Source organism: Ruminococcus hominis (assembly GCF_014287355.1).
Taxonomy (GTDB): domain Bacteria; phylum Bacillota; class Clostridia; order Lachnospirales; family Lachnospiraceae; genus Schaedlerella; species Schaedlerella hominis.
Map to the genome: position 1 here is coordinate 299865 of NZ_JACOPE010000001.1, position 25911 is coordinate 325775.

The 25911-nt window shown below is 36.3% G+C and carries 25 protein-coding genes and 2 tRNA genes; 23 read left to right on the forward strand and 4 right to left on the reverse strand.

Annotated features, from left to right (window positions below):
• Positions 1 to 96: 96 nt before the first annotated feature.
• Positions 97 to 933 (forward strand): hypothetical protein, encoded by an 837-nt coding sequence (locus H8S40_RS01255; protein ID WP_243238139.1) that lies wholly within the window; start codon positions 97 to 99, stop codon positions 931 to 933.
• A gap of 91 nt (positions 934 to 1024) precedes the next feature.
• Here H8S40_RS01255 and H8S40_RS01260 read toward each other — a convergent pair whose 3' ends face one another.
• Positions 1025 to 2293, reverse strand: a complete 1269-nt coding sequence (locus H8S40_RS01260) for an ATP-binding protein (protein ID WP_186864358.1) — start codon at positions 2291 to 2293, stop codon at positions 1025 to 1027.
• A gap of 295 nt (positions 2294 to 2588) precedes the next feature.
• Here H8S40_RS01260 and H8S40_RS01265 point away from each other — a divergent pair, with 295 nt between their 5' ends.
• Positions 2589 to 3578, forward strand: coding sequence for a RelA/SpoT-related domain-containing protein (locus H8S40_RS01265; protein ID WP_118738266.1), 990 nt, complete (start codon positions 2589 to 2591; stop codon positions 3576 to 3578).
• Positions 3579 to 3813: 235 nt separating this feature from the next.
• Here the strand turns inward: H8S40_RS01265 and H8S40_RS01270 are convergent, their stop codons facing one another.
• Together H8S40_RS01270 and H8S40_RS01275 are read right to left on the reverse strand one after the other, a co-directional pair.
• Positions 3814 to 5142 (reverse strand): IS4 family transposase, encoded by a 1329-nt coding sequence (locus tag H8S40_RS01270; protein ID WP_186864359.1) that lies wholly within the window; start codon positions 5140 to 5142, stop codon positions 3814 to 3816.
• Positions 5143 to 5353: 211 nt separating this feature from the next.
• Positions 5354 to 6091: a GntR family transcriptional regulator gene (locus tag H8S40_RS01275; protein ID WP_118738265.1), complete on the reverse strand. Its 738-nt coding sequence runs from the start codon at positions 6089 to 6091 to the stop codon at positions 5354 to 5356.
• Between the two features lie 254 nt (positions 6092 to 6345).
• Here H8S40_RS01275 and H8S40_RS01280 point away from each other — a divergent pair, with 254 nt between their 5' ends.
• The 9 genes from H8S40_RS01280 (at position 6346) to H8S40_RS01320 (ending at position 15340) form a co-directional block, all read left to right on the forward strand.
• Entirely contained in the window at positions 6346 to 7131 is a 786-nt protein-coding gene (locus H8S40_RS01280) for a GNAT family N-acetyltransferase (protein ID WP_186864360.1), read from the forward strand.
• A gap of 9 nt (positions 7132 to 7140) precedes the next feature.
• The gene (locus H8S40_RS01285; RefSeq protein WP_186864361.1) at positions 7141 to 8568 is read left to right on the forward strand and encodes an MFS transporter; all 1428 of its coding nucleotides are present in this window, start codon (positions 7141 to 7143) and stop codon (positions 8566 to 8568) included.
• A 34-nt stretch (positions 8569 to 8602) separates the two neighbouring features.
• Positions 8603 to 9466 (forward strand): SAM hydrolase/SAM-dependent halogenase family protein, encoded by an 864-nt coding sequence (locus tag H8S40_RS01290; RefSeq protein ID WP_186864362.1) that lies wholly within the window; start codon positions 8603 to 8605, stop codon positions 9464 to 9466.
• Positions 9467 to 9468: 2 nt separating this feature from the next.
• A complete protein-coding gene (locus H8S40_RS01295; protein WP_186864363.1) occupies positions 9469 to 10308 on the forward strand; it encodes an SAM hydrolase/SAM-dependent halogenase family protein in 840 nt (279 codons plus the stop codon).
• Positions 10309 to 10561: 253 nt separating this feature from the next.
• Positions 10562 to 11044, forward strand: coding sequence for a nucleoside deaminase (locus H8S40_RS01300; RefSeq protein ID WP_121056414.1), 483 nt, complete (start codon positions 10562 to 10564; stop codon positions 11042 to 11044).
• Positions 11045 to 11090: 46 nt separating this feature from the next.
• Positions 11091 to 12365 carry a cytosine permease gene (locus tag H8S40_RS01305; protein WP_118689238.1) on the forward strand — a complete coding sequence of 425 codons (1275 nt, stop codon included), beginning with the start codon at positions 11091 to 11093 and terminating at the stop codon, positions 12363 to 12365.
• Between the two features lie 4 nt (positions 12366 to 12369).
• Entirely contained in the window at positions 12370 to 12543 is a 174-nt protein-coding gene (locus H8S40_RS01310; RefSeq protein WP_172696980.1) for a hypothetical protein, read from the forward strand.
• Positions 12544 to 12769: 226 nt separating this feature from the next.
• A complete protein-coding gene (locus H8S40_RS01315) occupies positions 12770 to 13534 on the forward strand; it encodes a GntR family transcriptional regulator (RefSeq protein ID WP_186864364.1) in 765 nt (254 codons plus the stop codon).
• Positions 13535 to 13753: 219 nt separating this feature from the next.
• Positions 13754 to 15340, forward strand: a complete 1587-nt coding sequence (locus H8S40_RS01320) for an AAA family ATPase (protein WP_186864365.1) — start codon at positions 13754 to 13756, stop codon at positions 15338 to 15340.
• A gap of 114 nt (positions 15341 to 15454) precedes the next feature.
• Here the strand turns inward: H8S40_RS01320 and H8S40_RS01325 are convergent, their stop codons facing one another.
• On the reverse strand, positions 15455 to 16258 hold the full coding sequence (locus tag H8S40_RS01325) for a ThuA domain-containing protein (RefSeq protein ID WP_118737690.1): 804 nt from the start codon (positions 16256 to 16258) through the stop codon (positions 15455 to 15457).
• Between the two features lie 193 nt (positions 16259 to 16451).
• Between H8S40_RS01325 and H8S40_RS01330 the strand changes: the two genes are divergently transcribed.
• The 12 genes from H8S40_RS01330 to H8S40_RS01385 all read left to right on the forward strand — a co-directional run bounded on the left by H8S40_RS01330 (position 16452) and on the right by H8S40_RS01385 (position 25903).
• Positions 16452 to 17339, forward strand: coding sequence for an exonuclease domain-containing protein (locus H8S40_RS01330; RefSeq protein WP_186864366.1), 888 nt, complete (start codon positions 16452 to 16454; stop codon positions 17337 to 17339).
• A 133-nt stretch (positions 17340 to 17472) separates the two neighbouring features.
• A complete protein-coding gene (locus H8S40_RS01335) occupies positions 17473 to 18714 on the forward strand; it encodes an ammonium transporter (RefSeq protein WP_022075223.1) in 1242 nt (413 codons plus the stop codon).
• 26 nt (positions 18715 to 18740) lie between these two features.
• A complete protein-coding gene (locus tag H8S40_RS01340; RefSeq protein ID WP_022075224.1) occupies positions 18741 to 19097 on the forward strand; it encodes a P-II family nitrogen regulator in 357 nt (118 codons plus the stop codon).
• Positions 19098 to 19237: 140 nt separating this feature from the next.
• Positions 19238 to 19309: transfer RNA gene (locus tag H8S40_RS01345), tRNA-Glu, on the forward strand.
• Positions 19310 to 19346: 37 nt separating this feature from the next.
• Positions 19347 to 19418 (forward strand) — tRNA-Cys (locus tag H8S40_RS01350).
• Between the two features lie 216 nt (positions 19419 to 19634).
• Complete coding sequence (locus H8S40_RS01355) at positions 19635 to 21440, forward strand: Na/Pi cotransporter family protein (RefSeq protein WP_186864367.1); 1806 nt, start codon at positions 19635 to 19637, stop codon at positions 21438 to 21440.
• Between the two features lie 170 nt (positions 21441 to 21610).
• A complete protein-coding gene (locus H8S40_RS01360; RefSeq protein WP_118737692.1) occupies positions 21611 to 22375 on the forward strand; it encodes a GntR family transcriptional regulator in 765 nt (254 codons plus the stop codon).
• Positions 22376 to 22514: 139 nt separating this feature from the next.
• The gene (locus tag H8S40_RS01365; protein WP_186864368.1) at positions 22515 to 23234 is read left to right on the forward strand and encodes a GntR family transcriptional regulator; all 720 of its coding nucleotides are present in this window, start codon (positions 22515 to 22517) and stop codon (positions 23232 to 23234) included.
• Between the two features lie 147 nt (positions 23235 to 23381).
• Complete coding sequence (locus H8S40_RS01370) at positions 23382 to 23804, forward strand: PTS sugar transporter subunit IIA (protein ID WP_121056416.1); 423 nt, start codon at positions 23382 to 23384, stop codon at positions 23802 to 23804.
• A 32-nt stretch (positions 23805 to 23836) separates the two neighbouring features.
• Positions 23837 to 24310, forward strand: a complete 474-nt coding sequence (locus H8S40_RS01375) for a PTS sugar transporter subunit IIB (protein ID WP_118737696.1) — start codon at positions 23837 to 23839, stop codon at positions 24308 to 24310.
• Positions 24311 to 24321: 11 nt separating this feature from the next.
• Positions 24322 to 25089: a PTS mannose/fructose/sorbose/N-acetylgalactosamine transporter subunit IIC gene (locus H8S40_RS01380; protein WP_118737697.1), complete on the forward strand. Its 768-nt coding sequence runs from the start codon at positions 24322 to 24324 to the stop codon at positions 25087 to 25089.
• Positions 25076 to 25903: a PTS system mannose/fructose/sorbose family transporter subunit IID gene (locus H8S40_RS01385; RefSeq protein WP_186864369.1), complete on the forward strand. Its 828-nt coding sequence runs from the start codon at positions 25076 to 25078 to the stop codon at positions 25901 to 25903. The genes H8S40_RS01380 and H8S40_RS01385 overlap by 14 nt, the downstream gene beginning before the upstream one ends.
• Positions 25904 to 25911 lie beyond the last annotated feature (8 nt).

The following is a 25911-nucleotide window of genomic DNA, read 5'->3' on the forward strand; positions in this document are numbered from 1 at the left end:
TTTTTTGTATTCTTTTTTAGTAATTTTGCAGGACTTATGTTATACTGTGGATAAATCAAAATGCAGAGGAGAGGATGCAAATGGGAATCTATTTGAATGGGACAACAGCATATACTTTGTACAAAAGTGAAACAGTTTGATGAAAGGAAGCGTATGAATAACAAAAGAAAGCAAATTATAAAAATAGTTATACCATTAATAATTGCATTATTGTCTGTTTTTGTATTCGCTCGATTCACAACATCTACAGAATATCATGCCAAAACAATACAGTTTTTGAATGAAAAGAAGACAACGGTTATGGAATTGACAGCGGCTTCCACGGCAGCTTCAGCGGCAATCACGTTGATTCCGGGAGATACAGGAACTCCGATTGCGGAAAAACTGGCAGATTTGAGCTCGTATTTTCTGGTTGTATTATGTGCATTATTTTTGGAAAAATATTTGCTGACGATAACGGGCTATGCAGCATTTATGATATTAATACCAATTGCCTGTGTATTATATTCGGCGAGTGAGATATTTAAACGGAACATATGGAAGCAGTTTGCATATAAGTTGGTGTTATTTGGACTTGGTATCTATCTGATTGTGCCGGTCAGTGTAAAGGTATCGGATATGATAGAGACAACATATCAGACATCTATTGAGCAAACAATCGATTCGGCAAAACAGACGACAGAAGAAATCAAAGATAGTAGCGACGAAGAGGAAAGTAGTGGTGTGAGTGGATTTATTTCCAAAGTGAAAGATGGAGTATCGGATACAACGGCTAAAATACAAAATGTGTTGAATAATTTTATTGAGGCGTTGGCGGTTATGATCGTAACTTCATGTCTGATTCCGATATTGGTAATGATATTCTTTGTGTGGATTATTAAGAGCATGCTGGGAATGGATATGACCGGATGGAAGCGGATTGAGAGAATATAGGTATGGACCCAGACAGGGACGGAGTTTCATGGTTCTTTTGCTGAGCAAAAGACCATGAAACTCCGTCCCTGTCTGGTCTATACCTGTCTGGTTAGTTATCCAACAACCATTTCCAAATAGGAATTACCTCAATATTGATTCCATCGCAATCAATAACAGCCTCTTCGCTATTAGTAATGAGAATACATTTGGCGTTGGGGATAAAATTATTTAGCTTCACAAAGGCTCTGGTTTCACGTTCTCTTGTATCTATGTTATCCAGAACCTGCATACTGACCTGGATAGCAAGATTGTCTAATGGTACATAAAAGTCAATTTCTACATTATTCTCAAAGAAATAGACATTTTCGGTACCATAACGTCGCATCAGTTCGATTGCAACAAGATTTTCCAGTTGAGCAGATTTGCAGTCTAGCAGCATAAGTCCTAGAAGTCCGGTATCCATAAAGTAATACTTAGGAGAAGTCTCTTTTTCTACAAGTTTGGCGGCATAGTTTTGCAGAGTAAAGAGCAGGTAGGAGTCTGTCATATAATTGACATAGTTTATTACGGTTTGTTTACCGATAGACATTCCACTACTTTTTAATATATTAGTCAGTCGGTTATACGATAAAGGTTTTGTGACAGATTCTGCAATTTTCTTTAAAATCAGCCTTATTGCGAAATCGTTGGTGATTTTATTTCTGCTTATAATATCACCAAGATATACGGTTTGATAGATGCTGTTCAAAAAAGCCCTTTTGTTCTTTATTTCAACTAATTCAGGAAACGCTCCATAAGTTACGTATTCGTTATATTGATTTTGGACATCTGCCCTGTCTTTGGTGCTAATAACATCCAGATAATTCTTTGTCATATTATTTGCAATTAGATATTCAGAGAAAGAATATGGATAAACATTCATAATAACAAAGCGCCCACCTAAAGTAGAAGCTATTTCGTTACTTAGCATTTTACTATTACTGCCAGTAATATTGATTCGATATTTCATATCCGCAATTCTGCGAACGAACTTTTCCCATCCGTTAATATTTTGAATCTCGTCTAAAAATAGATATGGTTTGACATCAGTTCCGGATAGTTCTAATCCGATTTCTAAAATGAGATTTAGATCTTCAGCAGTCATTTCCAAAAGACGCTCATCTTCAAAATTTACATAAACAATTTGGGACAAGGGAATTCCATTGTCTTCTAATTGCTTTATTTGTTGATACATCATATATGACTTTCCGGTTCTTCTGATACCAACAAAGCAATAATTGACATTGGTTTCTAGAGAATATTGTCTTGTTATTAATGGATTGTTGAGATAAATATCTTTTTGATCAATCATGATTTGTTTTATAGTATCTCGATTCATAATATATGTCACCTCTTTCTATATGAGATAATTATATATCAATATTGTCTTGCATACAAGACAATATCATGAATAAGTTGTCTTGTTTAATGAGAATGGAGATATAAATAGTATATGCGTATTGATGGGTATTATAACAGGGACCAAACAGGAACCAGACAGGGACGGAGTTTAATGGCTTTTTTGCGAGTAAAAAGGCCATTAAACTCCGTCCCTGTGGCTTGCTGTGGGCTTGTATTTTGACGAAATATGGGTTAAATTGTTCTATATAAATGCTGACAGAGGGGATGATATCATGATTAAATTAAATGACTATCTGTACTCAGGAGATACCATATTCCGTATCCTGGATAAGTACATAGCAGATTTGCGAAAAGAAGCAAAGCGGACGCACAATGCGATTGATCTGACACATTGTAATTTTTTACTTCAGATCAGAGGTCTGTTGGAGCATAATGATTTCCTGACGGCACAGTCACAGCAAATCCGGGAGTTTTATAAATATATGGCAAAAGAATATCCATTCCTTGCATTTACTTTTAAAGGACGTATTAAATCATTAATTAGGGCAGAGGCAAAGTTTAATGGTTATATAGTAGAATATATTTATGATTACTATGTGGAAAGAGGAACGTATCCGTCTGTATCAGAAATCAAGGATCGGTTGAGTTGTTTTCGTGATTTTATTGCATATCGTATTGTCATCTCAATGCCAAAATGCCATTATCCAAATGAAGAAAAACGGAAAGCAGAGGAGTTAAAATGTTTGTACGAAATTGCAAATGTATTGCCGGGATTTTTGGAGGAACGCGGATTTACTGCTGAATCGGCATATGGTGTAAAGATAAGTGAATCACCACTTCTGAATGAGGAAGTGAAACCTTATTATCGAGATTATATTTCCAATCAAAGTGCAAACGGCTATCAGTCGTTACATATTACTTTTTTTGATAATTCATCCAGAAGCTTTATGGAAGTCCAGATTCGAACAAAAACAATGGACGATATTGCAGAAATAGGACAAGCAAATCATACAGCATATGAGAAGAAACAAAAAGAAGAACGTGCAAGGCGAGACGTAATTCCAAAAGGAGAGTGCAGATATTTTGATGAAGCATATGAACGAGGAATGGCTCTGCTGGGAATAGAACTGAATAAATTAGATGTTAATATGTTCGGGGCAGTGGATAACAATTTAATTAATGATGGATGTGGATTATATCGCGGACGACTGATTCTGCCGTATGAACATTTGTCACGTTTTCAAAATGATTTAATAGATTAGAACCAGATAGGGACGGAGATTAGTGGCTTTTTTGGGAGCCGATTGGGACGGAGTCAATAACATTTAGTTAAGCTTTTTTCATCATAGTATGAACCTATTGAAGTTCTCTTCCCTAAGCTTTTAAAAAGTATTATTATCATAAAAGTAGATGATTTTTATAAGAAAATATTTTTTTGCACCATAATCAGGCAGAGCCTTGCTTCTGCCTGATTAATACAATATAATATATCTTGTGTTAAGCTCTATTGTTTAACGGCTTTACAGTTTGTGATCTGACCTGTCGAGCGGTCTGTTGTTTCACCCTAATAGCTGTTTGATGTCGTAGCATTAGAGCTTTTACTATATCATTCGTCATTCGATGTTTTATGAATCTTCGTGCAATAGGAAGAACATCTTCAAAGGATATTTTGTATTCATATTTCCTTTTTTTCTTTCCTTGCTCTTTCTTTTTTTCTTCTGTAGCAAAGGTGTGAAGAAGTGAGGCAAAGTTATACATAATAAGTTTTGCATATACTTCTTGAATAATCAGTTCCCGATTAACCGAATGTAAATACACTAGTGAAAGCGCATATTTTAAGCGTCGGAAAGAAGTTTCAATAGACCATCTTTTCCAGTAAAGTTCTCGTAGATCCAGTGCAGAAAAATTTTTTAATGGTAAATTAGAAATCAAATATTCGTAGTTTCCATTTTCAAGTTGTATACAGGTGCATCGAATTTTCATGGTATATACACTTTTCTTATCATCAATCGGAATCGGCTCGAAGGTTCTTTTATTTTTTACTATTTTCATTTTATCCCCATGACAAAGATGCTTGTTTTTTTTCGATCTTGTTACGTCCAAAACAATCTCTCTATCTGATTCTGTTTCAGCTGGCAAAATATCTTTCAGAAAAGCAGATGGTGCAGACGGAGATTTCCAGCGAATGAGAAAAAATTTCTTTTTTTCAATTAAATGAGCCATTGTGTTTAGCGAGGCATATCCTCTATCTGCGATAAGTATCGTATTTTCTGGCAGATTACAGTGATCGACCATATGACAGAAAGCCTGTGTTTCATTCATTTTAGGGCGTGGTTGGGTAACAGCAGTAATATACCTGTTTTCACAGATATCAAACAAAGTGTTCAAATGCATCTGAAAAAACACATTGTCACTTCGAGCCTGTTTTATACGATATTCAAAATCATTTTTATTAGTAGGAAGATTAATATCAGAACCATCTACTGCAACAAGATGAAACCCTTTATACGTTTTGGTAAAAGGAATTTTTTCATTAAAAGATTTTAAAAGATACGGGAAAAAATCAGCAATTAGTTTTTTTCGCTGTTGTGTGAAAGCTGATTTAGATGGAACTTTCTTGTTTTGGGACATAAAAAAGTTAAATAATTCTGTATTTGTCCTATTCATGGTGAGGCAGAGAGTAGATTTTACCGTGTCAGAAAAAGGACAGAGTCTGTGTCTGGTCATATCTGAACCTGGAGTATTAACATACAAATGAATATTTTTCTCTGCTGTTTCAAGAACAGAGAAGAAACGTTTTCGAATAGTTGCTGGTGTCATGTACATGTGTGGTACCTCCTTGAAGTAAAAATATATCTAACTTCAAAGGGCACCTTACTGATTATAATAATCAGTAAGGTGCCGCACATTTTTACGATTTTGTCAACTATTAATTGAAAAAAGCTTAACTAAATGTTATTGGGACGGAGTTTAATGGCTTTTTTTGCGAGCAAAAAGCCATTAAACTCCGTCCCAATCGGCTCCTCATCTGGTTCCCCTATCTGTTGGATTTGCGATAAAGAGGAAAATGTAGTTGATAATATTCTGGTAAAACGTAAAATTTGTTGCGCGCCAGAGGTTGATTTTCCTTAGTGTAATGAATCGATTCTAATAAAAGTGCCGGAGTTTGCTCAGGAACTTTTAGAAAGTCAGTTTCCATATGATTAACATAAATTAATTTAATCGTTGTGTCCATTCGTTCTGTATGTGTAAATAATGTCTTCAATATAACTTCACGAATAGAGTCTTCTTGAGCAGTGTCCAAAAGAAGCAAATCAAAAAAAGTTGCCGGAATCTGTGTGAAGGAATAACTTAAGACAGTTTGATCGGAATGGAATACACAGTTGCATGCTAAAACTAAATCACAGGTTGTGAGTTCTAGTTTATCCCTTGCAATATCCGTTGGAGCACCGTAATTATAAGATAGTATCGTATCTGTTATAGGAAGCTTACATTGGGTTAGAAGCGGATGTTCCAAAAGATTTGTAGGGGAGGATGGAGAATGGGGAGCTATTAAAGTTCCTTTTCCTTGAGATTTAATAATCATACCATCTTCTTGCAAAATAGCAAGAGCTTGCCGAAGAGTATTTCTGCTGACACCATATTTCTGAGATAGAGCAGTTTCTCCAGGGAGATATTCTCCAGGTGGATAAGTTCCGTCCATAATATCCTTATATAGAGAATTGTACACATCTAAATATACGGGAATATTATCGGTATATAGTCGTGTTTGCATTATTCGACCTCCTTTGTTCAATCTTGATGAACAAGTTAATCATATCATGTTTTTTTTGTCTGTGCAATTATAATTCTGATAAGTAGGAAATGAAAAGAGACTGGAAATACAAAATGCACAAGATTGTATGTTAAACCTTGTGAGAAAGTTATAAAAATTAAAAAAGTATGGAGGAAATGTTGACAAACAGATAAAAACAATGCTAATCTTTGGACAAGATGAACATGTTCAACAAGATAAGAGGGGGAGGATACATGATACGTCTTTGCGAAGAAAAAGACAGAGGGCAATTATTAAACTATTTGCAAGAAAATCCGATTTATCATACATTTTTGCTTGCAGATATGGAACAATATGGATTTAATCATTCATTTCAACAGATTTATGTGCAGGAAGAAAATGGAGAATGTCAAGGTGTTTACTTGCGGTATTATCATAATTTGATTCTTGCAGGTGAACCGGACTACATAGATGGCAGGGCGGTTGCACAGTTAGTAAATGGAGAAATTAGAACCATAATGGGAAGAGGGGAACTTGTCAAACAAGTTTTAGATTATTTGGATAGTACATGGAACATGGTAGAAAGTAATTTGTATGTACAGCCTATTCCAGTACAAATTTTGGAAAAACCAATGGCAAACTTAAGAATTGCAAAATTGGATGATGTAGATGCTATTTATCAGTTTTTGATGAGTTTTCCAGAGTTTGTAGCACCATATGGTGAAAAGGAAATGATTGTAAATCGTATTACAAATAATGAGGGAATTCATGTGCTGCTTGAAGAAAATGGGAAAATTATTGCACACGGAAATAGTGCAGCAAAAACAGAAAAATCCTGTATGCTGGGAGGAATTTGTGTAGATCACGCATATAGAGGAAATGGGTATGCACAGAAGGTTTTATCTGTATTAAGTGAATATATACATCAAGAAGGAAAAATGCCTTGCATTTTTGCACCAGCAGATTCAGAATACTCAATTTTCGAAAAGACTGGATTTGAAATTTATGGGACATGGGCGGTTGTAAACCGCATTAAGTAGGAGGGACTCATGGAAACGATAAATAAGAAATTGAAAACAAAGGATATTTTAGGTTATACGATAGGATCTATTGGTGATAGTACATCATACAATTTTATTTTATCATTTTTATCTTTTTTTATGACAACAGTTGCAGGGGTGAGTCCAGCAGTAGCTGGAGCTATTATTTCAATTGCAATTGCATGGGATGCTATTACTGATCCGATTATTGGGTATATTGTAGATAATTCTAGAAGTAGCAAGGGAAAACGTCGCCCTTGGATTTTGCGATCAGTAGTTCCGCTCGGTGCTTCTATGGTACTATTATTTTTAAAAGTGGACTTTTCGGCTGCACAAAAAAACTTGTATTATTTGATTTTAGTCCTTGTTTTCTGGACAGCGTATACAGCATTTAATATTCCATACTATTCTTTTGGATCAGTACTTACAGATGTTGATAGCGAGCGTGTAAAATTGGCAGCTTTTCGTGAAGTACTTGGATATGTTGGAATTTTTTGTGCAAGTTCTGTTCCTACTTTTATTGTTGGAAAAATGGTGGCGAGTGGTTTCTCAGATGCAAATTCATGGTTTACAGTAGGTGTGATCACAGCAGTTATTTCTGTCATTACAATTTCATTAATGTGGTGGATGACTAAAGGTAAAGAGCCAATAGAAGAGGTCGCTGAGACTGAGAAGATGAATATAAAAGGATTTTTCGTACAGATTTGGAGTCTGATGAAGATGAAACCGTATGTGCTTGTAATTCTTTGTGCACTTTTAACTAATGTATACATGACATTATTTAACTCTAGTCTGATGTATTATGTAACGTACAACATGGGGTTGGCTGAAACACAAGCATCACTGATGTTTACAGCTATGAATATCGTATCAATTGTATTTATTCCATTTGTAACAAAAGGGGTGGAAATTTTTAGTAAAAGTAAGGTGTATGTTGGTTGTACTATTTTCAGTGGAAGTATTATGATACTTACAATGTTTACTGGTATTCCTAATATTGCAATGGGATGTGTTTATGTAGTACTGGTTGGTGTAGGAACTTGTGCTTATTGGATGTGTATTTTTAACTTTTTATATGACGTTGTAGATTATGATGAATTTCAGCGAGGAAAAAAACGTGACGGAATTATTATGTCTTATTACTCGTTTTTGTTAAAACTTGGTGGTTCTGTTGCTGCAGCGGTACAGGGCATACTATTGGAACAGAGTGGATTCAATCCAACTTTAGCTGTGCAGGGAGAAAATGCACTGAATATGATAAAAATAATGTTTACTATTCTTCCAGGGGTATGTTTATTTGGAGCTGGTGTAGTTATGGCAGTGACTCCATTAAAAGATAAGAGAATGAGTGCATTAAGAACAGCCTTAGAGAAGAAACGATTAGGAGAAAGTTATTCAGTAGAAGGCTTTAAAGAATTATTAGATAATCAACAATAGACTGATATAAAATTTAAAATTGAGGAGGAAAACTATGAATTCGAAAGCAGCAGTTGTAATGCAAACAGATTTTACAAAAGATATTTCCGTCTGTACTATGCAGGGCGTGTGTATGATGGTGGATCCGACATTACGTGTTTTTGATAATACACATGATATTAAGAGTTTTGATACATATCAGGCTTCTACGTGTTTAAGTTACGTAGTTGATTTCTGGCCAGCAGGCACAGTTTTTGTTTCTGTTGTAGATCCAGGTGTGGGAACAGATCGAAGAGCGTGTGTCGCAAAATTAAAAAATGGTAGTTATGTTGTAACTCCGGATAATGGGACTCTTACACATGTGGCAAAATATATCGGTGTAGAAGCTGTTCGTGTAATTAATGAAGAAGCTCATCGGTTAAAAAACACAGCGCAGTGTAACATTTTTCATGGAAGAGATGTATTTGCATACTGTGCTGCAAAACTGGCAGCAGGAATTATTACTTATGAAGAAGTCGGACCAGAGTATCCGATTGAGGAAATTGTTTTACATGAGATTATTCCATATCAGTGGGAAGGAAATAAATTTTTTGGAATGATTGATACTGCAGATTATCATTTTGGATTAATTTGTAGTAACATTCCGGCAGATGTATTTGAAAAAGCAGGAGTTTCCTATGGAGATTTATTAAATGTTAAAATAAGAAAACAAGGACAAGAAGAGCCGGTATTTTCTGGAAAAGTGCCATTCTGCGATTCGTTTGGTTCAGTAGCCGAAGGGGAACCACTTTTAATGGTTAGTGAGACACTTCAGATACAAATTGCAATTAATTATGAAAATATGTCAGAAAAATATGGAATTCAAGTAGGTCCAAACTGGACAATAGAGATGGAGCTCTGTGAAAAAGGGGGGAAATAGGCATGAAAAAACCAACAATAGTTATGCAATCGGATTTTGGGATTGATTCAGGATTAGTTGCGTGTATGCATGGAATGTGCCGTTTGGTAGATTCAGAATTGGAAACACATGATATTACTCATTTAATTCCAGCTTTTGATATTGAAGCAGCTTCTTATTGTTTGCAATATACAGTTCCGTTTTGGCCAGATGGTACGGTTTTTGTATCGGTAGTAGATCCGGGAGTTGGGACAAGTCGCAAGGCATCTGTTGCAAAATTAAAAAATGGAAGTTATGTTGTGACTCCAGATAATGGAACATTGACTTATCTGAAAAAAAGAATTGGAGTAGAAGAAATACGAGAAATTAATGAGGAAATAAATCGTTATCCATTAACAAAAGATGTGCATACTTTCCATGGAAGAGATTTATTTGCATATTGTGCAGCAAGACTTGCATCAGGAGTGATTTCCTTTGAAGAAGTCGGACCGGCATATCCAGTTGAAGAAATTGTATGTCATGAGTTAAAATGTGCGAAAATTTCAGAAGGTTTGGTGGAGACAGAAATTAAGAGTTATGACCCATTCGGAAGTGCTGAATTAACTGTTGAAAATAAAGAATTTCAAGAAGCTGGATTCCGAATAGGAGACAAAGTAAGAATGGTTCTTTTAGATGGAGAAGAACAGATACTTGATACAGTGATACCATATGAAAAATCTTTTGGATATGTAGAAAAAGGTGAAGATGTTATCTTTAATGATTTAGCTTCATATGTTACTATTGCAGCTAATGAAGCCTACTTTATGAAAAAATATAAGTTGGATCCAGAAAAAACATACCAGGTACGTTTGATAAAAGAATAATAAATCTTAAAGGGACCAGATAGGGACGGGAGCCAGACAGGGACGGAGTTTAGTGGCTTTTTTGCATAGCAAAAAGCCACTAAACTCCGTCCCTGTCTGCTTTCTTATATATTTTTATAAGTAATAATTATAAATAGTATAAAAAATGTTGTTGAAGAATTGTTATAACCATGATATATTAAATTTGTAATAGATAAGAGGTATTACCTTATACCTCAAAGAACGAAAATATATTTTAAAAGGAGTAAAAAATATGAAACAGTCACATGAATACTATTTAGAGCGTTGTATCGAAGTTTCAAAACATTCACGCGAAGCAGGGAACACACCATTTGGAGCATTACTTGTTGATGCAGAAGGAAACATTTTGATGGAACAGGAGAATGTAGAAATCTCTACACACAAAGCAACAGGACATGCGGAGACTCAGTTGATTGAGAGAGCGTCTATGGAATATAGCAAAGAATTTTTATGGAATTGCACATTATATACAACAGCAGAGCCATGTGCAATGTGTGCAGGAGCAATGTACTGGGCAAATATCGGAACTGTTGTATATGCAATGACAGAAAAAGATTTGTTGGCGCTTACAGGTTCAGATGAGCAGAATCCGACGTTTGATCTTCCATGTCGCGAAGTATTTGCACGTGGACAGAAAGATATTACTGTTATCGGACCTTTCCCAGAGTTGGCACCGAAGGTAGCAGAGGTTCATAAGGATTACTGGAACAACTAAAAAGCAAAAATAAAAGACAATGGAATGAAGACGTGAGGGCAGAAGAATGGAAAAAGAAAAGCAGATAGATAAAGAATATTCACTTTCTACCGTACCACAGGAAGAACGTAAAAGTTACGCCAGCTTGACAATTATCTGGATGGGATTTGTATTTGTAGTAACAAGTATGATGGCCGGAGGAGGTTTGGCAGAAGGATTAGACTTCCAACATATTTTGTTAGCTACTTTAATAGGAAATGTTTTCCTTTGCCTGATTGCATGTTTGGTAAGTTATATTGCATGCAAGACGGGATTAACATTTGCACTGATGACAAGATACAGTTTTGGTGAAAAAGGATCACGAATCGCATCCTTCTTTGTACCAATCGTAAACCTTGGCTGGTATACGATACAGGCTGCAACATATGGACATTTTGTTGCAACAGTTCTTCATTGTGGACAAGTTGGAGAGTACATCTGTATGGCATTAAGTGCAGTAATCATGGGAATTTTCTCATTTAAAGGAATCAAAGCAATCACAATCCTTGGATATGTTGCAATTCCGGCAATCATTTTCCTTTCTCTTGGAACATCACTTAAAGGAATCAATATGGTTGGTCTGGCAGGAGTAATCGGATTCACACCGGAAGGAAGCATTTCACTCGGAAGCGGAATCACAGCAATTATCGGAACATGGATTCTTTCTACAGCAACATGTATTGCAGACATCATGCGTTATGCAAAATCGACAAAAGCTGCAGTAGGAGCAACTTTGACAGGGCTTTTGATTGGTAATGTATTTATGATTTTGTGTGGAGCAATTACAACAATTGCTGTTGGAACCAGTGATTTGACAGAAGTTCTTCTTGCTATGGGACTTGTTATTCCAAGTTTAATTCTGATGACAACAAACATTTTTACAACAAATGCATCAAACCTGTATTCAACATCATTGAACTTGTCAAATGCGTTGAAAACAGACAGAAAGAAGATTATTGTTGTATTGCTTGTTCTTTCTGCATTAGCTACACTGACAAAACCATATCAGATTGGCTTCCTGTTCAGTTTTCTTGATCTGCTCGGAACAGTTGTGCCACCACTTGCAGGAATAATCCTGGTAGATTTTTATTTGCTTCATAAAAAGAACTATCCAATGCTCGAAGAAACAGAGTTTAAGAACTTTAATGTAATGACTTGGATTTCGTGGGTTGTTTCTATTGTTTTAGCAAATGTTCTTCCTATTGGATTACCATCTTTGACAGGACTGGTTCTCGGCGGAATTATTTACTTCATTTTAATGAAATTAACAGGCAAAAAAGTATTCAGAAAAATAGGAGAATAAGCCAATGAAAAATATGTTGAAATATAAGATTGCAGCTTTGATCGGAATTATATTAATGGGATGTGGATCTTTTATGACATGTCTTTCTACATCCGCAGGTGTTGTCATGGCAGGAAATGTATTATTGGTGATTAGTATGGTTATCACAATCTATGCATTCAATGTGTGGCAGCCGTAGAGGCAATGTTTAGTGTAATACAGTAGAATAAAAAGATAATCAAAATTGTTACTGTTCAGTTGATGGGCAGTAACAATTTTTTGCGATTTAAAATGGCGAGATGCGCTGCAGGTCAAAGGTACTGTAAATAGTAACCTATTAGGTGTATAAAAAGCATGATTCAACTGGAAATGCTTGACGATATGTATTAGATGCGAGTATGATTTTAAGTAGGAGATGAAATGGTATGGCGATTAAAAAAGTAAAGAAATTAGATTTAAAACAGACAGTAAAGGACATGTTGCTGGATCATATTTCGCAGATGGATCTTTCTGTAGAAACAAAGCTTCCAAGAGAAGAAGAGTTGGCACTTATGTTTGGTGTCAGCCGTATTACAATCCGTAGTGTTCTGGATGATCTTGCAAATGAAGGAATAATTACAAGAAAACATGGAAAAGGAACCTTCGTAAATCCTGTATCGGCAGGGATTCAAGTTAGTTTTAACCCAGTTATGCATTTCTCAGATATGATTCGAAACAGTGGATATACACCGTCTGTCAAGATTATTGAATGTCGTACGGAAGCTGCCTCTAAAGAAGTAGCACTGGCATTGAAAATAAAAGAAGGGCAGGATGTGATCGTCTGTGTAAAGGCATTTTTTGCAGATGATAAGTTATGTTCTATTGTGCAGGATTATGTAGATATAGAATTGCTGCCGGATTATGAAGATATGACAACAGAGGATATGGATTCCTTGTTTTATTATATTTATCATAAAACCGGACATACGATTCAATGGGACAAGACAGAGATTCAGGTAATCTACAGTAAGGAAATTCCAGAAATACATCATATTGTAAAAAAATATGGCGGGGATGATAAATCTTATCTTCTGCTTAAGGGTATTAATTATGATGAAAGAGACAGAGAAACGTTGTATGCGTTGGAGTATGTAGATACGGATTTGATTAAGTTTAATCAGATACGGAAGAAGGTAATTACGTATTCATAGAACCAGATAGGGACGGAGTTTAATGAGCCGATTGGGGACGGAGTTTGATGGCTTTTTTGCGAGCAAAAAAGCCATCAAACTCCGTCCCCCAATCGGCTCATTAAACTCCGTCCCTATCCGGCTCACGAATAAAAGGATGAATATCGGTAAACCTTATGATACAATAATATGAGAGATACAATATTTGGTGATTGCTATATTATAAGGCGGGTGACACATATGAGTTTATTTGTAAATCCAGATAACAGTGCATTTCAGGCAGCTTTAAATGCCAGTATTTACGTAGATAAAACAGAACTTATCCAATATACAAATAGTATTCTTGAATCGACAGAAGCATTTATATGTAATAGTCGTCCACGAAGATTTGGTAAATCAATTACAGCGGATATGCTTACAGCATATTACAGTAAGGGATGTAATTCTAGGCAGATGTTTTCAAATCTGCAGATTGGACGGGATAAAAATTGGCAGGAATATATGAATCGATATGATGTGATTCATTTTGATGTGCAGTGGTGCATGGAACCAGCCGGGGGACCGGAGAAGGTGGTTGGTTTTATTACAAAAAACATTCTTGCCGAATTACATGAGATATATTCTGAATACCTTCCGGAGGAAATTGCTTCACTACCGGAAGCTTTGTCTTTGATTAATGCATCCACGAAGAGAAAATTCGTAATTATTATTGATGAATGGGATGTTTTGATTCGTGATGAAGGAGCGAATCAGAAGATACAAGAAGAATATATTACATTTCTCAGAGGAATGTTTAAGGGAACGATGCCGACAAGATATATTGCCTTAGCATATTTGACAGGAATTTTGCCGATTAAGAAAATACAAACACAATCTGCACTTAACAACTTCAATGAATTTACGATGTTAGATGCAAGAGGATTTGCAAAGTATATTGGTTTTACGGAAGAGGAAGTCAAAGAATTATGTCAGCAGTATAATCGGGATTTTGACAAAGTAAAGCATTGGTATGATGGTTATTTATTAGAGGAGTATCAGGTGTACAATCCGAAAGCAGTAGTAGAAGTACTGTTGTGGAATAAGTATCAGAGTTATTGGTCAAAAACCGGTACATATGATGCGATTGTTCCATTGATCAATATGGATTTTAATGGCTTAAAGAGCGCAATTATTACTATGCTTTCAGGGGCACAAGTCGAAGTTGATGTTTTTTGTTTTCAGAATGATACAATAAATTTTACGAACAAAGATGATGTGCTTACCTACTTGATTCATTTAGGATATCTGGGATATGATCAGAAAACACAAAATGCATTTATTCCAAATGAAGAAATTCGACAAGAACTTACAGCAGCTACAAGAAGAAAACAATGGGATGAAATGATTACATTTCAGAGAGAATCGGAAGAACTTCTTGATGCGACATTAGATAGAGCATCAGAAATGGTTGCTGAAACAATTGAAAAAATTCATATGGAATATGCTTCAACAATTAAGTATAACGATGAAAATTCATTGAGTAGTGTTCTGACAATTGCATATTTGAGTTCTATGAAATATTACTTTAAGCCGATGAGAGAACTGCCAACAGGAAGAGGATTTGCAGATTTTGTGTATCTTCCTAAACCAGAATATGCAGGAGAATATCCAGCGTTGCTGGTGGAATTAAAGTGGAATAAGAATGCTATAACAGCGATACAGCAGATAAAAGACAGACAATATCCAAAAACATTAGAGAAATATACCGGCGATGTTCTTTTAGTTGGAATTAATTATGATAAAAAGAGTAAGATACATGAGTGTGTAATAGAAGAATACTATAAATAGATGCCAGGAGCCGGATAGGGACGGAGTTTAATGGCTTTTTTGCTCGCAAAAAGCCATTAAACTCCGTCCCTAATCGGCTCAAAATCGCCCCCACCCGTTTGTGGGGGCGAGCGACTATTTCTGATACTTACTTTCCGGTGACACCTCTACATGGGGGCATTCGATTTTTTCTTTAATCGGAGCAGCAGGTGCAGCCCAACGGATTGCATTTTTAATAATCTGTAGAACATGTGGGTTATGATAAGTAGGATTTGTCTCGTGTCCAGGCTGGAAATAGAACACTTTACCATAACCTCTTGTCCATGTACAGCCAGAACGGAAGACTTCTCCTCCGCGGAACCAGCCGGTGAAGATAACATCATCCGGTTTTGGAATATCAAAGTATTCTCCGTACATTTCTTCCACATCTAATTCGAAACTTGCAGGTATACCCTGTGCAATCGGATGAGTCGGTGAAGTTGTGAAAATACGTTCAAAATCACCCTCACGCCACTGTAAAGTGCAGCTTGTACCAAGCAGGAAACGAAGTGGCTTACAAAGGTGGGCAGAATGCAGGGCGATAAATCCCATTCCGCGAAGCACACGATCCTGAATCTTGCGGGCAAGGTCGTCTGGTACTGCATCATGTCCGACATGAGCCCACCAGACTAAAACATCTGTCTTTTCAAGAAGCTCATCAGGCAGTCCAAATTCCGGCATATCAAGAGTGACAAGTGTCACAGACACATCGTCCATCTGTGAAATATAATCTTTCAATGTTCCACCAAGTCCGAGCGGATAAGCTTCTTTGATTGCTTTGGAGCCTTTTGCGTGATACTTTTCAACTTCTTCTCGTTTGTCTTCTGGAATCTTAACAAAACGATAATCCGGAGTCGTCATTTCCTGAAGCTTTTCATACCAAATTGTAATGTTTATCATGGAATAGTAACCTCACTTTCTAAAAACTAATCTTATTATAACAGATTTGCAGATAAATTCACGTATAAATCTGTTATAAAAATGTAAATGGGTTGCCTGAAAACTCAGAATATGATATTGTTTTTCTGGCTGAAATAACAAATGCTAAGCTCAAAAATACTTCGCTAAGTGTTTAAAGTAGGGAGTGAATCCGTTGGAAAATACAAAAAAAAAATATAGAAAAAAAACAAACAAAAAAGAACAGGCAAAAGAAACTCTTGTTGTAAGAGATATTTTAAAGGAAGAAACAGTTGCCTTTTTGGATACAGAATTTCTTACGTCTCAGCGTAAAGGTGGTGCACCATCAAAACTAGTATCAATAGGATTTGTAATCTGCCGCAAGGATTTTAAAGAAGTGGACAGATTTCATTCGTATATCTATATGGATGACGAATTGCATAATCGTTTCCGGGAAGTGACAGGAATTACGGAAGAAGATTTGCTGAATGCACCAGAGTATGAAATGGTGATGGAAGAAGCTGCACAGCGTATGGCCATCTGGAATGTAACGAGAATTTTTGTCTGGGGGCCGGATCAGACGGTTATTCAGAGAGACCTTCAGGCATATCGGGGGGATATTTCTAAACGAGCAAGAAAATCGGTCAATCGAATGATACGTATGATCAAGGATATCGAAGGCATTTATTCCAAAAAGTTAAAAATACACAATATAGGAATCGCTAATTTGAAATTACTCTGTGGACTTGGTTCGGAAGTGAGTCATGATGCATTAGATGATTCAATTGATTTGAAAGAAGTAGTACAATATCTTGATACAAAGGGATGTCCGGATTATATGGTACAGGCAATGAAAACGTACTTATCGGACAAGGAATTATATTGCCGTTATCGCAGATTTCATGAGAAATGGGATGAAGTACCTGGAAATTTGCTTGAAAAAAGTAAGGAATTGCTGTTGGAGTTAGAGAAGATCAATTCGATGGAAGCGAAAGCACTGCGAGATGATATTCATGTAATATGTACAGGGAAAGATACTATATTTCCTACACCGGAGGAATATCTGGAACAAGAATTGTTATAAAATATTATACTTGCGAATAACATAGTATTGTGGTAGAGTAATGAGCAGACGGACGAGGGCGTTTGAAGTATGGAGATACTTTGAACGCTCTTTTTTTGTTTGTTGTATAGAAAAAGAAAGAGGAGGATGAAACATGAACACGGGAGATACAGCATTTATGATGATTTGCACAGCATTTGTGTTTTTTATGACACCCGGACTGGCGTTTTTTTATGGAGGACTTGTCAGACGAAAAAATGTCGTTAATACAATGATGGCATGTGTGGCAATTATGGGATTGTCAGTAGTTATGTGGACATTATTCGGATATTCATTATCATTTGGTGGAAATCATGGAGGAATTATCGGAGATTTCCGCTGGTTTGGGCTAAATGGAGTTGGAATGGAGCCAGGACCATACGCAGATACGATACCGCATTTGGTATTCTGTGCATTTCAAATGATGTTTGCGATGATCACACCTGCTCTGATTACAGGCTCTCTTGTAGGAAGAATGAGATTTAAGGCATTGTTCTTATTTGTAGCATTGTGGTCAGTTGTAGTATACTATCCATTGGCACACATGGTATGGGGAGAAGGCGGATTACTGGCAGCAATCGGTTCTGTAGATTTTGCAGGCGGCGATGTAGTACATATCAGTTCTGGTATTACGGCACTGACATTGGCAATTATTCTTGGACGCCGTAGAGGCTACGAAGTGATGACATATCGAATCCACAATATTCCGTTTGTTGTATTAGGTGCAACAATTCTCTGGTTTGGCTGGTTCGGATTCAATGCAGGAAGTGCACTTGAAGCAAATGGTTTGGCAGCACATGCTTTTATGACATCCGCAATTTCAGCTGCAGCGGCATTGCTTTCATGGATGCTCTTAGATGTATTACATAATGGAAAATCAACGTTGGTTGGTGCAGCAACAGGTCTTGTTGTTGGTTTGGTGGCAATCACACCAGGTGCAGGATTTGTTCCAATCTGGTCCTCCTTTATCATAGGAGCATTGGTAAGTCCAATCTGTTACTATGGAGTTGCATTAATAAAGAAAAAACTGAAAATAGATGATGCGTTGGATGCTTTTGGCTGTCATGGAATAGGAGGAATCTGGGGCGGAATCGCAACAGGTATTTTCGCACAGAGCTCAATCAATGACGTTGCCCGCTGGGATGGATTAGTATTCGGAGACTATCATCTGTTTGTAGCACAAATCGTAGGAATCATCATTACAATGATAATTGCTGTTGTAGGAACATTGATTTGCGTAGCTATAGTAAAAATATTTACGCCTCTTCGCGTGGATGTAAAAGATGAGCAGGTAGGTCTGGATATTTCACAACATGGAGAAAGTGCATACCCAAGCTTCAATGGATTGGATCAGTAAAATAGTTATTTAGGAGGTCACTCAAAATGATGATTAAAATAGATGCAATTGTGAGAGAAGAAAAGTTTGAAGATGTCAAACAGGCATTGCAGGATATAGAAGTGAATGGAATAACAGTGTCGCAGGTAATGGGGTGTGGTGCTCAACGTGGATACACAGAGATTGTACGTGGTATGGAAATTGGGATTCAAATGAGACCCAAAATAAAATTTGAAATTGTTGTTTCTTCTGAAGAGTGGGAGAAGAAAACGATTGATGCGATACAGAAAGCGGCATATACAGGAGAAATGGGAGATGGAAAGATATTCAGTTATGAAATTCGTTCGGCATTGAAAATCCGTACAAAAGAGACTGGATATGATGCCATTCAAGTGACAGAATAAAGGAAAAGTCAGCTTTACATTACAATAATAATGAAGATATTGAAAAAAGATAAAAAAAAATAAAAAAAAGCTTGCATTTTTCAAAATGCTATGATAATATAAATTTCGGCTGTTACAGACGGCACAGCCGAAATGAATAAGGCTCCATGGTCAAGCGGTTAAGACATCGCCCTTTCACGGCGGTAACACGGGTTCGATTCCCGTTGGAGTCATTTAAAGTGCTTTATGCACTTTTTACATATAGAATAAGGCGCAGTAGCCAAGTGGTAAGGCGTGGGTCTGCAACACCCTGATTCATCGGTTCAAATCCGATCTGTGCCTCTTACAAAAAGCTCGAAAACACGTAGTTTTCGAGCTTTTTTGTTCTGTATTCATACAAATGATTATCAAAGAAAAATGTTGTAATCCGATTATTGATATGGCATAATAAAAATGGCAATGTTAAAAATATGCCAAAAAAAAGTAAATAATAAGTAAAAAAATAGTACAGAAGATGTCGTCCCCGGACATTAAAAGGGGACATCAAAGGAGAAAGTTATGGCAATCGTTTCAATGATTTTATCTTTGTTGAGTGGAGTGGCGCTGTTTTTGTTTGGAATGTCACTTATGGGAGATGGACTAAAGTCTGTCGCAGGTAATAAGCTGGAAGCATTTCTTTACAAGATGACGAATACTCCGCTGAAGGGAGTCGCACTTGGTACCGGAGTAACCAGTGTTATTCAATCTTCCTCTGCAACTACGGTTATGGTAATCGGTTTTGTAAACTCCGGTATGATGAAGCTAAAACAGGCTATCGGTATCATCATGGGAGCTAATATTGGAACCAGTATTACAGGATGGATTTTATGTCTCTCCTATATTCAAGGTTCCAACGGAGTGGCAAGTCTTTTATCTACAGCAACAATTTCTGCAGTAGTGGCAGTAATTGGTATTATCCTGCGTATGTTCGGTAAAAGAACAGTGCATAAGAATCTTGGTAATATCATGTTGGGATTTTCAATCTTGATGACAGGTATGCAGACCATGAGTGGGGCTGTGGCACCATTGAAAGAAAGTCCGGTATTCGTAGATATGCTTACAATGTTCTCGAATCCATTGGCAGGTATTTTAGTAGGTATCTTATTTACAGCAGTATTGCAGAGTGCATCCGCAACAGTCGGTGTACTGCAGGCACTCTCAGTAACAGGATTATTAACATTTGCAAGTGCGTTTCCGATTGTTCTTGGAATCGGTGTAGGTGCTGCCTGTCCAGTTTTAATTTCAGCTATTGGAGCTAATAAGAACGGTAAAAGAACAGCACTTGTATATTTGATGAATGATTTATTCGGTTTGGTTGTATGGTCAGTTATTTTCTATACAGTGAATGCGTTTGTTCATTTTACATTTATGGACATGATCATGTCACCAGTAAGCATAGCGTTGTTAAACACAGTATTCCGTGTAGCAACTGTATGTGTGCTCTTCCCATTTATTCCGAAGCTTGAGCAGTTAGTCTGCTATCTTGTAAAAGACAGTGCGGAAGAATTGGAAGACGAAGCGGATTTTGATCTGTTGGAAGAACGTTTGATCAATTATCCGGCATTAGCTATCGGACAGTGTCACAGAGCTATGAACGGAATGGCAAAGAAGCTTCGTAAGAATGTAAACAGGGCGATGAACCTGATCAATAATTATCAGCAGGATAAGTTTGATAAGGTACAGCGAAAAGAAGATTTGATAGATAAATATGAAAGCCGACTTGGTGAGTATCTTATTAAACTGACAAAACACGAGATGAATACACTGCAGACCACACAGGTATCTTTGTATCTGCATACAATCAATGACTTTGAACGAATTGGAGATCATGCATCTTATATCGCACATTTATCGAATGAGATGCACGATAATCATATTCAATTTTCACAGTCGGCATGGGATGAATTAAATGTGGTAATGGAAGCTGTCCGTGAAGAAATCAATATAACATGTAATGCATTTATGAATGACGATAAAGAGGCCGCTGAACGTGTGGCACCATTGGGTATGCTTATTACAAAAATGTGTGACGAGTTGAAACTGCACCATGTAGCACGTCTTAGTGATGGAATTTGTGGTCTGGAAGAGGGAACGGTATTCAATGATATTTTGAATAGTTTTAACCGTATTGCAGCACACTGTGCAAGTGCAATGGTAGCGTTGATGAAGAGTGGAGAGGTAGATTCAGATCCACATATCCATGACTCTAAGATTTATCCATCGAATAGTCCGCGATATCTTGAGTATCTGAAAGAGTATTGCGAAAAATATGATATGAAAAATGAAGGTCATGTGTTAAGCATGGAGCCTGAAGAAATTGAATAAGTTAGAGTGAAGAAAAGAAACTTGTAGAAATTGTATGATTTTGCAGGTTTCTTTTTTTGAATTAAAATAATTATCGTGCTTTTGAAAAATATCTGATATAATATATTGTATAGATACATCATATGACATATTTAGAGTCTCGTTAATAAAAAAAGAGAGGGCTATCGTAAATGATAAAATTAAATAGTGCGATACCACTGTATCAACAAGTGGCAGAAGATTTGAAAAATAGAATAGAACAAGGTGAGTTTTGTTCGGGACAATCTATTCCAAGTGAAGCAAAATTGTGTGAACAATACGAAGTTAGCAGAATTACAATTAGAAATGCAATTGCAGAACTGGTTGAACAAGAAATTTTAGTGAAATATCAAGGTAAGGGTGTGTTTGTACGTACACCTAAAATTTCCTCGAGTTTGACAACATTCAAAGGCTTCACATATTTTTGTCAAGAAAATCATATAAAAACTTATACAAAGATTCTTGAAAATAAAGTGATTTCAGCTAACGCGGTGATGGCAAAAAAATTAGAACTAAAAGATGGGGAAAAGCTTGTATATTTGAAGCGTCTACGACACGTAAATGATAGACCTGTTATGATAGAACATGTATATTTGCCATATTCGAAATATGGATTTCTTTCAAAAATAGATATGGAAAATTGTTCGCTTTATGAGAAAATAACAGAGAAAACAGGATTACAGATAGAAGATAATTGTTATACTTCGATTATGCTTGAAACTAATATAACAACAGAAGAAGAGATTGTTTTGATGGGACTTTCAGAACCTGATGCAGTGTTTGTATTAACAGAAACGGTTTATATGAATACAGGAAATCCTCTACATATTACAAAACAGGTACTTTTGGGGGATTATTTTAAATTTTTCATGTCAAATAAAGTAAATCAGTTATCGATGAATTGGAAAAAAATGTAACTGTAGTTATCTATAATAATTTCGAAGAGAAGAGTATATTGTATGGATTTTCAGAAGACACTATAGACATTGAACAATAAATGTTATATAATGTATTATTATGTAACATAACGCATTGTGATAAATGGGGAGAAGTAATATGGGAAAAAATAACAACATAAATCCAGACAGTATGATTCCGATGTATAAGCAAATAGTGAATCTATTAAATGAAAAAATTGAAAAAGGTGAATTAAAACCTGGAGATAAGCTTCCATCAGAGGCTGAACTAATGGAGGCATATTCTGTAAGTAGAATAACCATTCGTTCAGCAATCAGTGAGTTAGAAGAAGATGGTCTCGTAATCAGATCTCGAGGAAAAGGGACTTTTATTGCATCTAAGAAAGCTATGTATTCGGCAGATGATACGGTTGGATTTACACATTCATGTCAGCAGGAGGGAAAACAAGCTACTACAAAAGTGGTGGATGTGTCATGGATATATCCGACGATGTCAGACACACAATATCTAGATATAGAAGAGGATACAACGATTTTATGCACAAAGCGTTTACGCTTTGTAGATGATGTTCCTACAATGATTGAAACCAACCATTATGGAAAAGGATTCTCGTTTTTGGAAGGAGAAGATTTAAACCAGTCGTTGTATGATATTTTACAAAAACATAAAATTACACTTGGAAAAAGCATCCGTACATTAGAAGTTGTATATGCAAATGCTCAGGAAGCAAGTTTATTGAATATAAAAAAGGGAGAAGCATTGTTACTTTTTACAGATAAGCATCAAGATGAAAAAGGAAAACCATTGTTTGTATCAAAACAAGTGTATTGTACAGAACGATTAAAATTCTATCTTTAAAATAAAAATCAGAAAATAAAAAATAGTGCTTTTGCATAAAAAAATGCAGAAGTACTATTTTTTTGTTGACAGAAACGTCAGACAGTAGTAAACTTATTGTAACGAGATGTTATATGATGTTATATCACAAGAATAGGAGGAGTGATAATGAACAAAATATTGCTTGCTAGTCATGGGCCCTTGGCAAACGGAATGAAAAAGACAGCGGAATTTTTAATGGGGCAAAATGAAAATGTAGAAACTCTATGTGCATATGTAGATGAAAAATCTAAAGATCTTCCGGAAATGATAGAAAAGTGGATGAATGAAAGAAATCCAGAAGACCAGTGGGTTGTTATCACAGATATATTTGGAGGGAGCATCAATAATGAATTTATGATAAGAGCACAAGAGGGGGGATATTGGCTAATAGCAGGAATGAATCTCCCATTAGTTCTTAGTTTGTGGTATGAAACGGAAAATTTGACAGAGAAACAACTGGAAACTAATATTTCAGAAGCAAGTGAAGGTATTGTTTTATGTAATAAGTTATTGTCTAAGGATAAAATAGAGGAAGACGATGAATTTTAAAACCAATTAAAACGAGATACGGAGGATGTAAAATGATTAAATTATTAAGAGTAGATCACAGATTATTACATGGTCAGGTCGCTATGGCGTGGACACAATCGTTAGATTCAGATTGCATTTTAATTGCAAATGATGCGGTTGTGAATGATAACATTCGGAAAACAACAATGAAACTGGCTAAGCCAAATGGGGTGAAGCTCGTTATGAAAAATATTGAAGATTCCATCACTGCATTAAATGCAGGTGTTACAGATAAATATAAATTATTTATCGTTGTAGAGAGTATTGAGGATGCATATCGATTGGCCAAAGGACATGCGGGAATACGCTCTATCAATCTTGGCGGTTGTAAGCCAAGGGAGGACATTGTTAAGACACTTTATAAGACAATTCCAGTTACTGCCCGGGATGAGGAAATGTTAAAAGAGTTGTTAAATGATGGGATTGAAATTGAAATCAGGCAGGTGCCTGGTGAACAGAAAGTAAAAGTATCAGAGAACATGTGAGGAGGAAAATTATGTTAATTCAGGCAATTCTAATAGGGTTGATTGCCATGTTTGTTACTTTTGAGTGGATGTTTGGAACAAACTTAGGATCACGTCCAATCATTACAGGAATGCTTGTTGGATTGGTTATGGGTGATTTGAAAACGGGAATCATTCTTGGTGCAACCCTTGAAATGGTATTTATTGGTTCTATTACACTTGGAGCAGCAGTTCCACCAGACGTAATCACAGGTGGTATTCTGGGTGCTGCATTTGCAATTTCAACGGGAAAAGGTGCAGATGTAGCACTGGCTCTGGCATTCCCAATTGCAACGTTATATTTGGTTGTTGACAATGTACTTACACTTGGAATACTTCCATTCTTTTTACATAAAGCGGATAACTATATAGAAAAAGGCGATTTTAAAGGAATGGAGCGAATGCATATACTAGGTGGATTTGTGGTGAAAAGTTTACCAAGAGGAATTATATGTGCAGTAGCATTTTATCTTGGAACACCAGTTATGAACCGAGTTCTTGAAGCGATTCCTGAGTTTGTTCAGAATGGACTTGTGGCAGCAGCAGGATTTATTCCGGCACTTGGAATTGCTCTGCTTGCACAGATGATTTTGTCTAAGAAAACAATGGTATATTTTATTCTTGGATTTGCATTAGCTGCTTACCTTAAGATTCCAATGCTTGGAATTGCAATGATGGCAGGATGTTTAGCAGTTATCCTTGTGCAGATGCAGGGAACACAGAAAGTAGCAGTACAGGAGGTGGAAGATGATGACTTCTAATACAGCAGAACAGAAGAATGTAATTGGAAAGAAGGAATTAAGATCAATCTTTTTACGTTCATTATCTTTGGAATACTCATGGAATTATGAGAGACAACAGAATATGGGATATTGTTTTGCAATGCTTCCTGCGATTAAAAAGATTTATCAGAAAAAAGAAGATCAGATAGCAGCAGCAAAACGCCACATGGAATTTTTTAATACAACACCATACATTTCAACGGCAGTGTTTGGAATTTCAACAGCAATGGAAGAGAGCAACGCTAGAAATGAAGATTTCGATACATCATCTATTAACAATGTAAAGGTTGCATTGATGGGACCATTAGCAGGTATTGGAGATTCTATGTTCTGGGGAACACTTCGAGTAATTGCAACAGGAATAGGTACATCCCTTGCTATGCAAGGTAGTATCCTAGGACCACTTTTATTTTGGCTTATATTCAACGTGCCGGCATTTGCAGTTCGATATATTTGCTTAAAATTCGGATATAAATTTGGAACAAGTTTTCTGAATAAAATTGAAGAATCAGGTATGATGCCTAAATTGACATTTGGTGCAGCGGTACTTGGACTTATGGTAATTGGTGCAATGATACCGAGTATGATAACGGTTAATATTGCTGGAGCTATCGGAAGTGGCGATGCAGCAGTAAAGGTACAGGAAATCTTAGATGGTATTATGCCAAACCTTGTTCCATTTGCAATGACATTAGGTATTTATGGGCTTTTGCAGAAAAAAGTCAAAGTTTCATGGATATTGATCGTACTTATGGTTGTAGGAATTGTTGGAGCACTTGTAGGTATTTTTTAATTTAGATT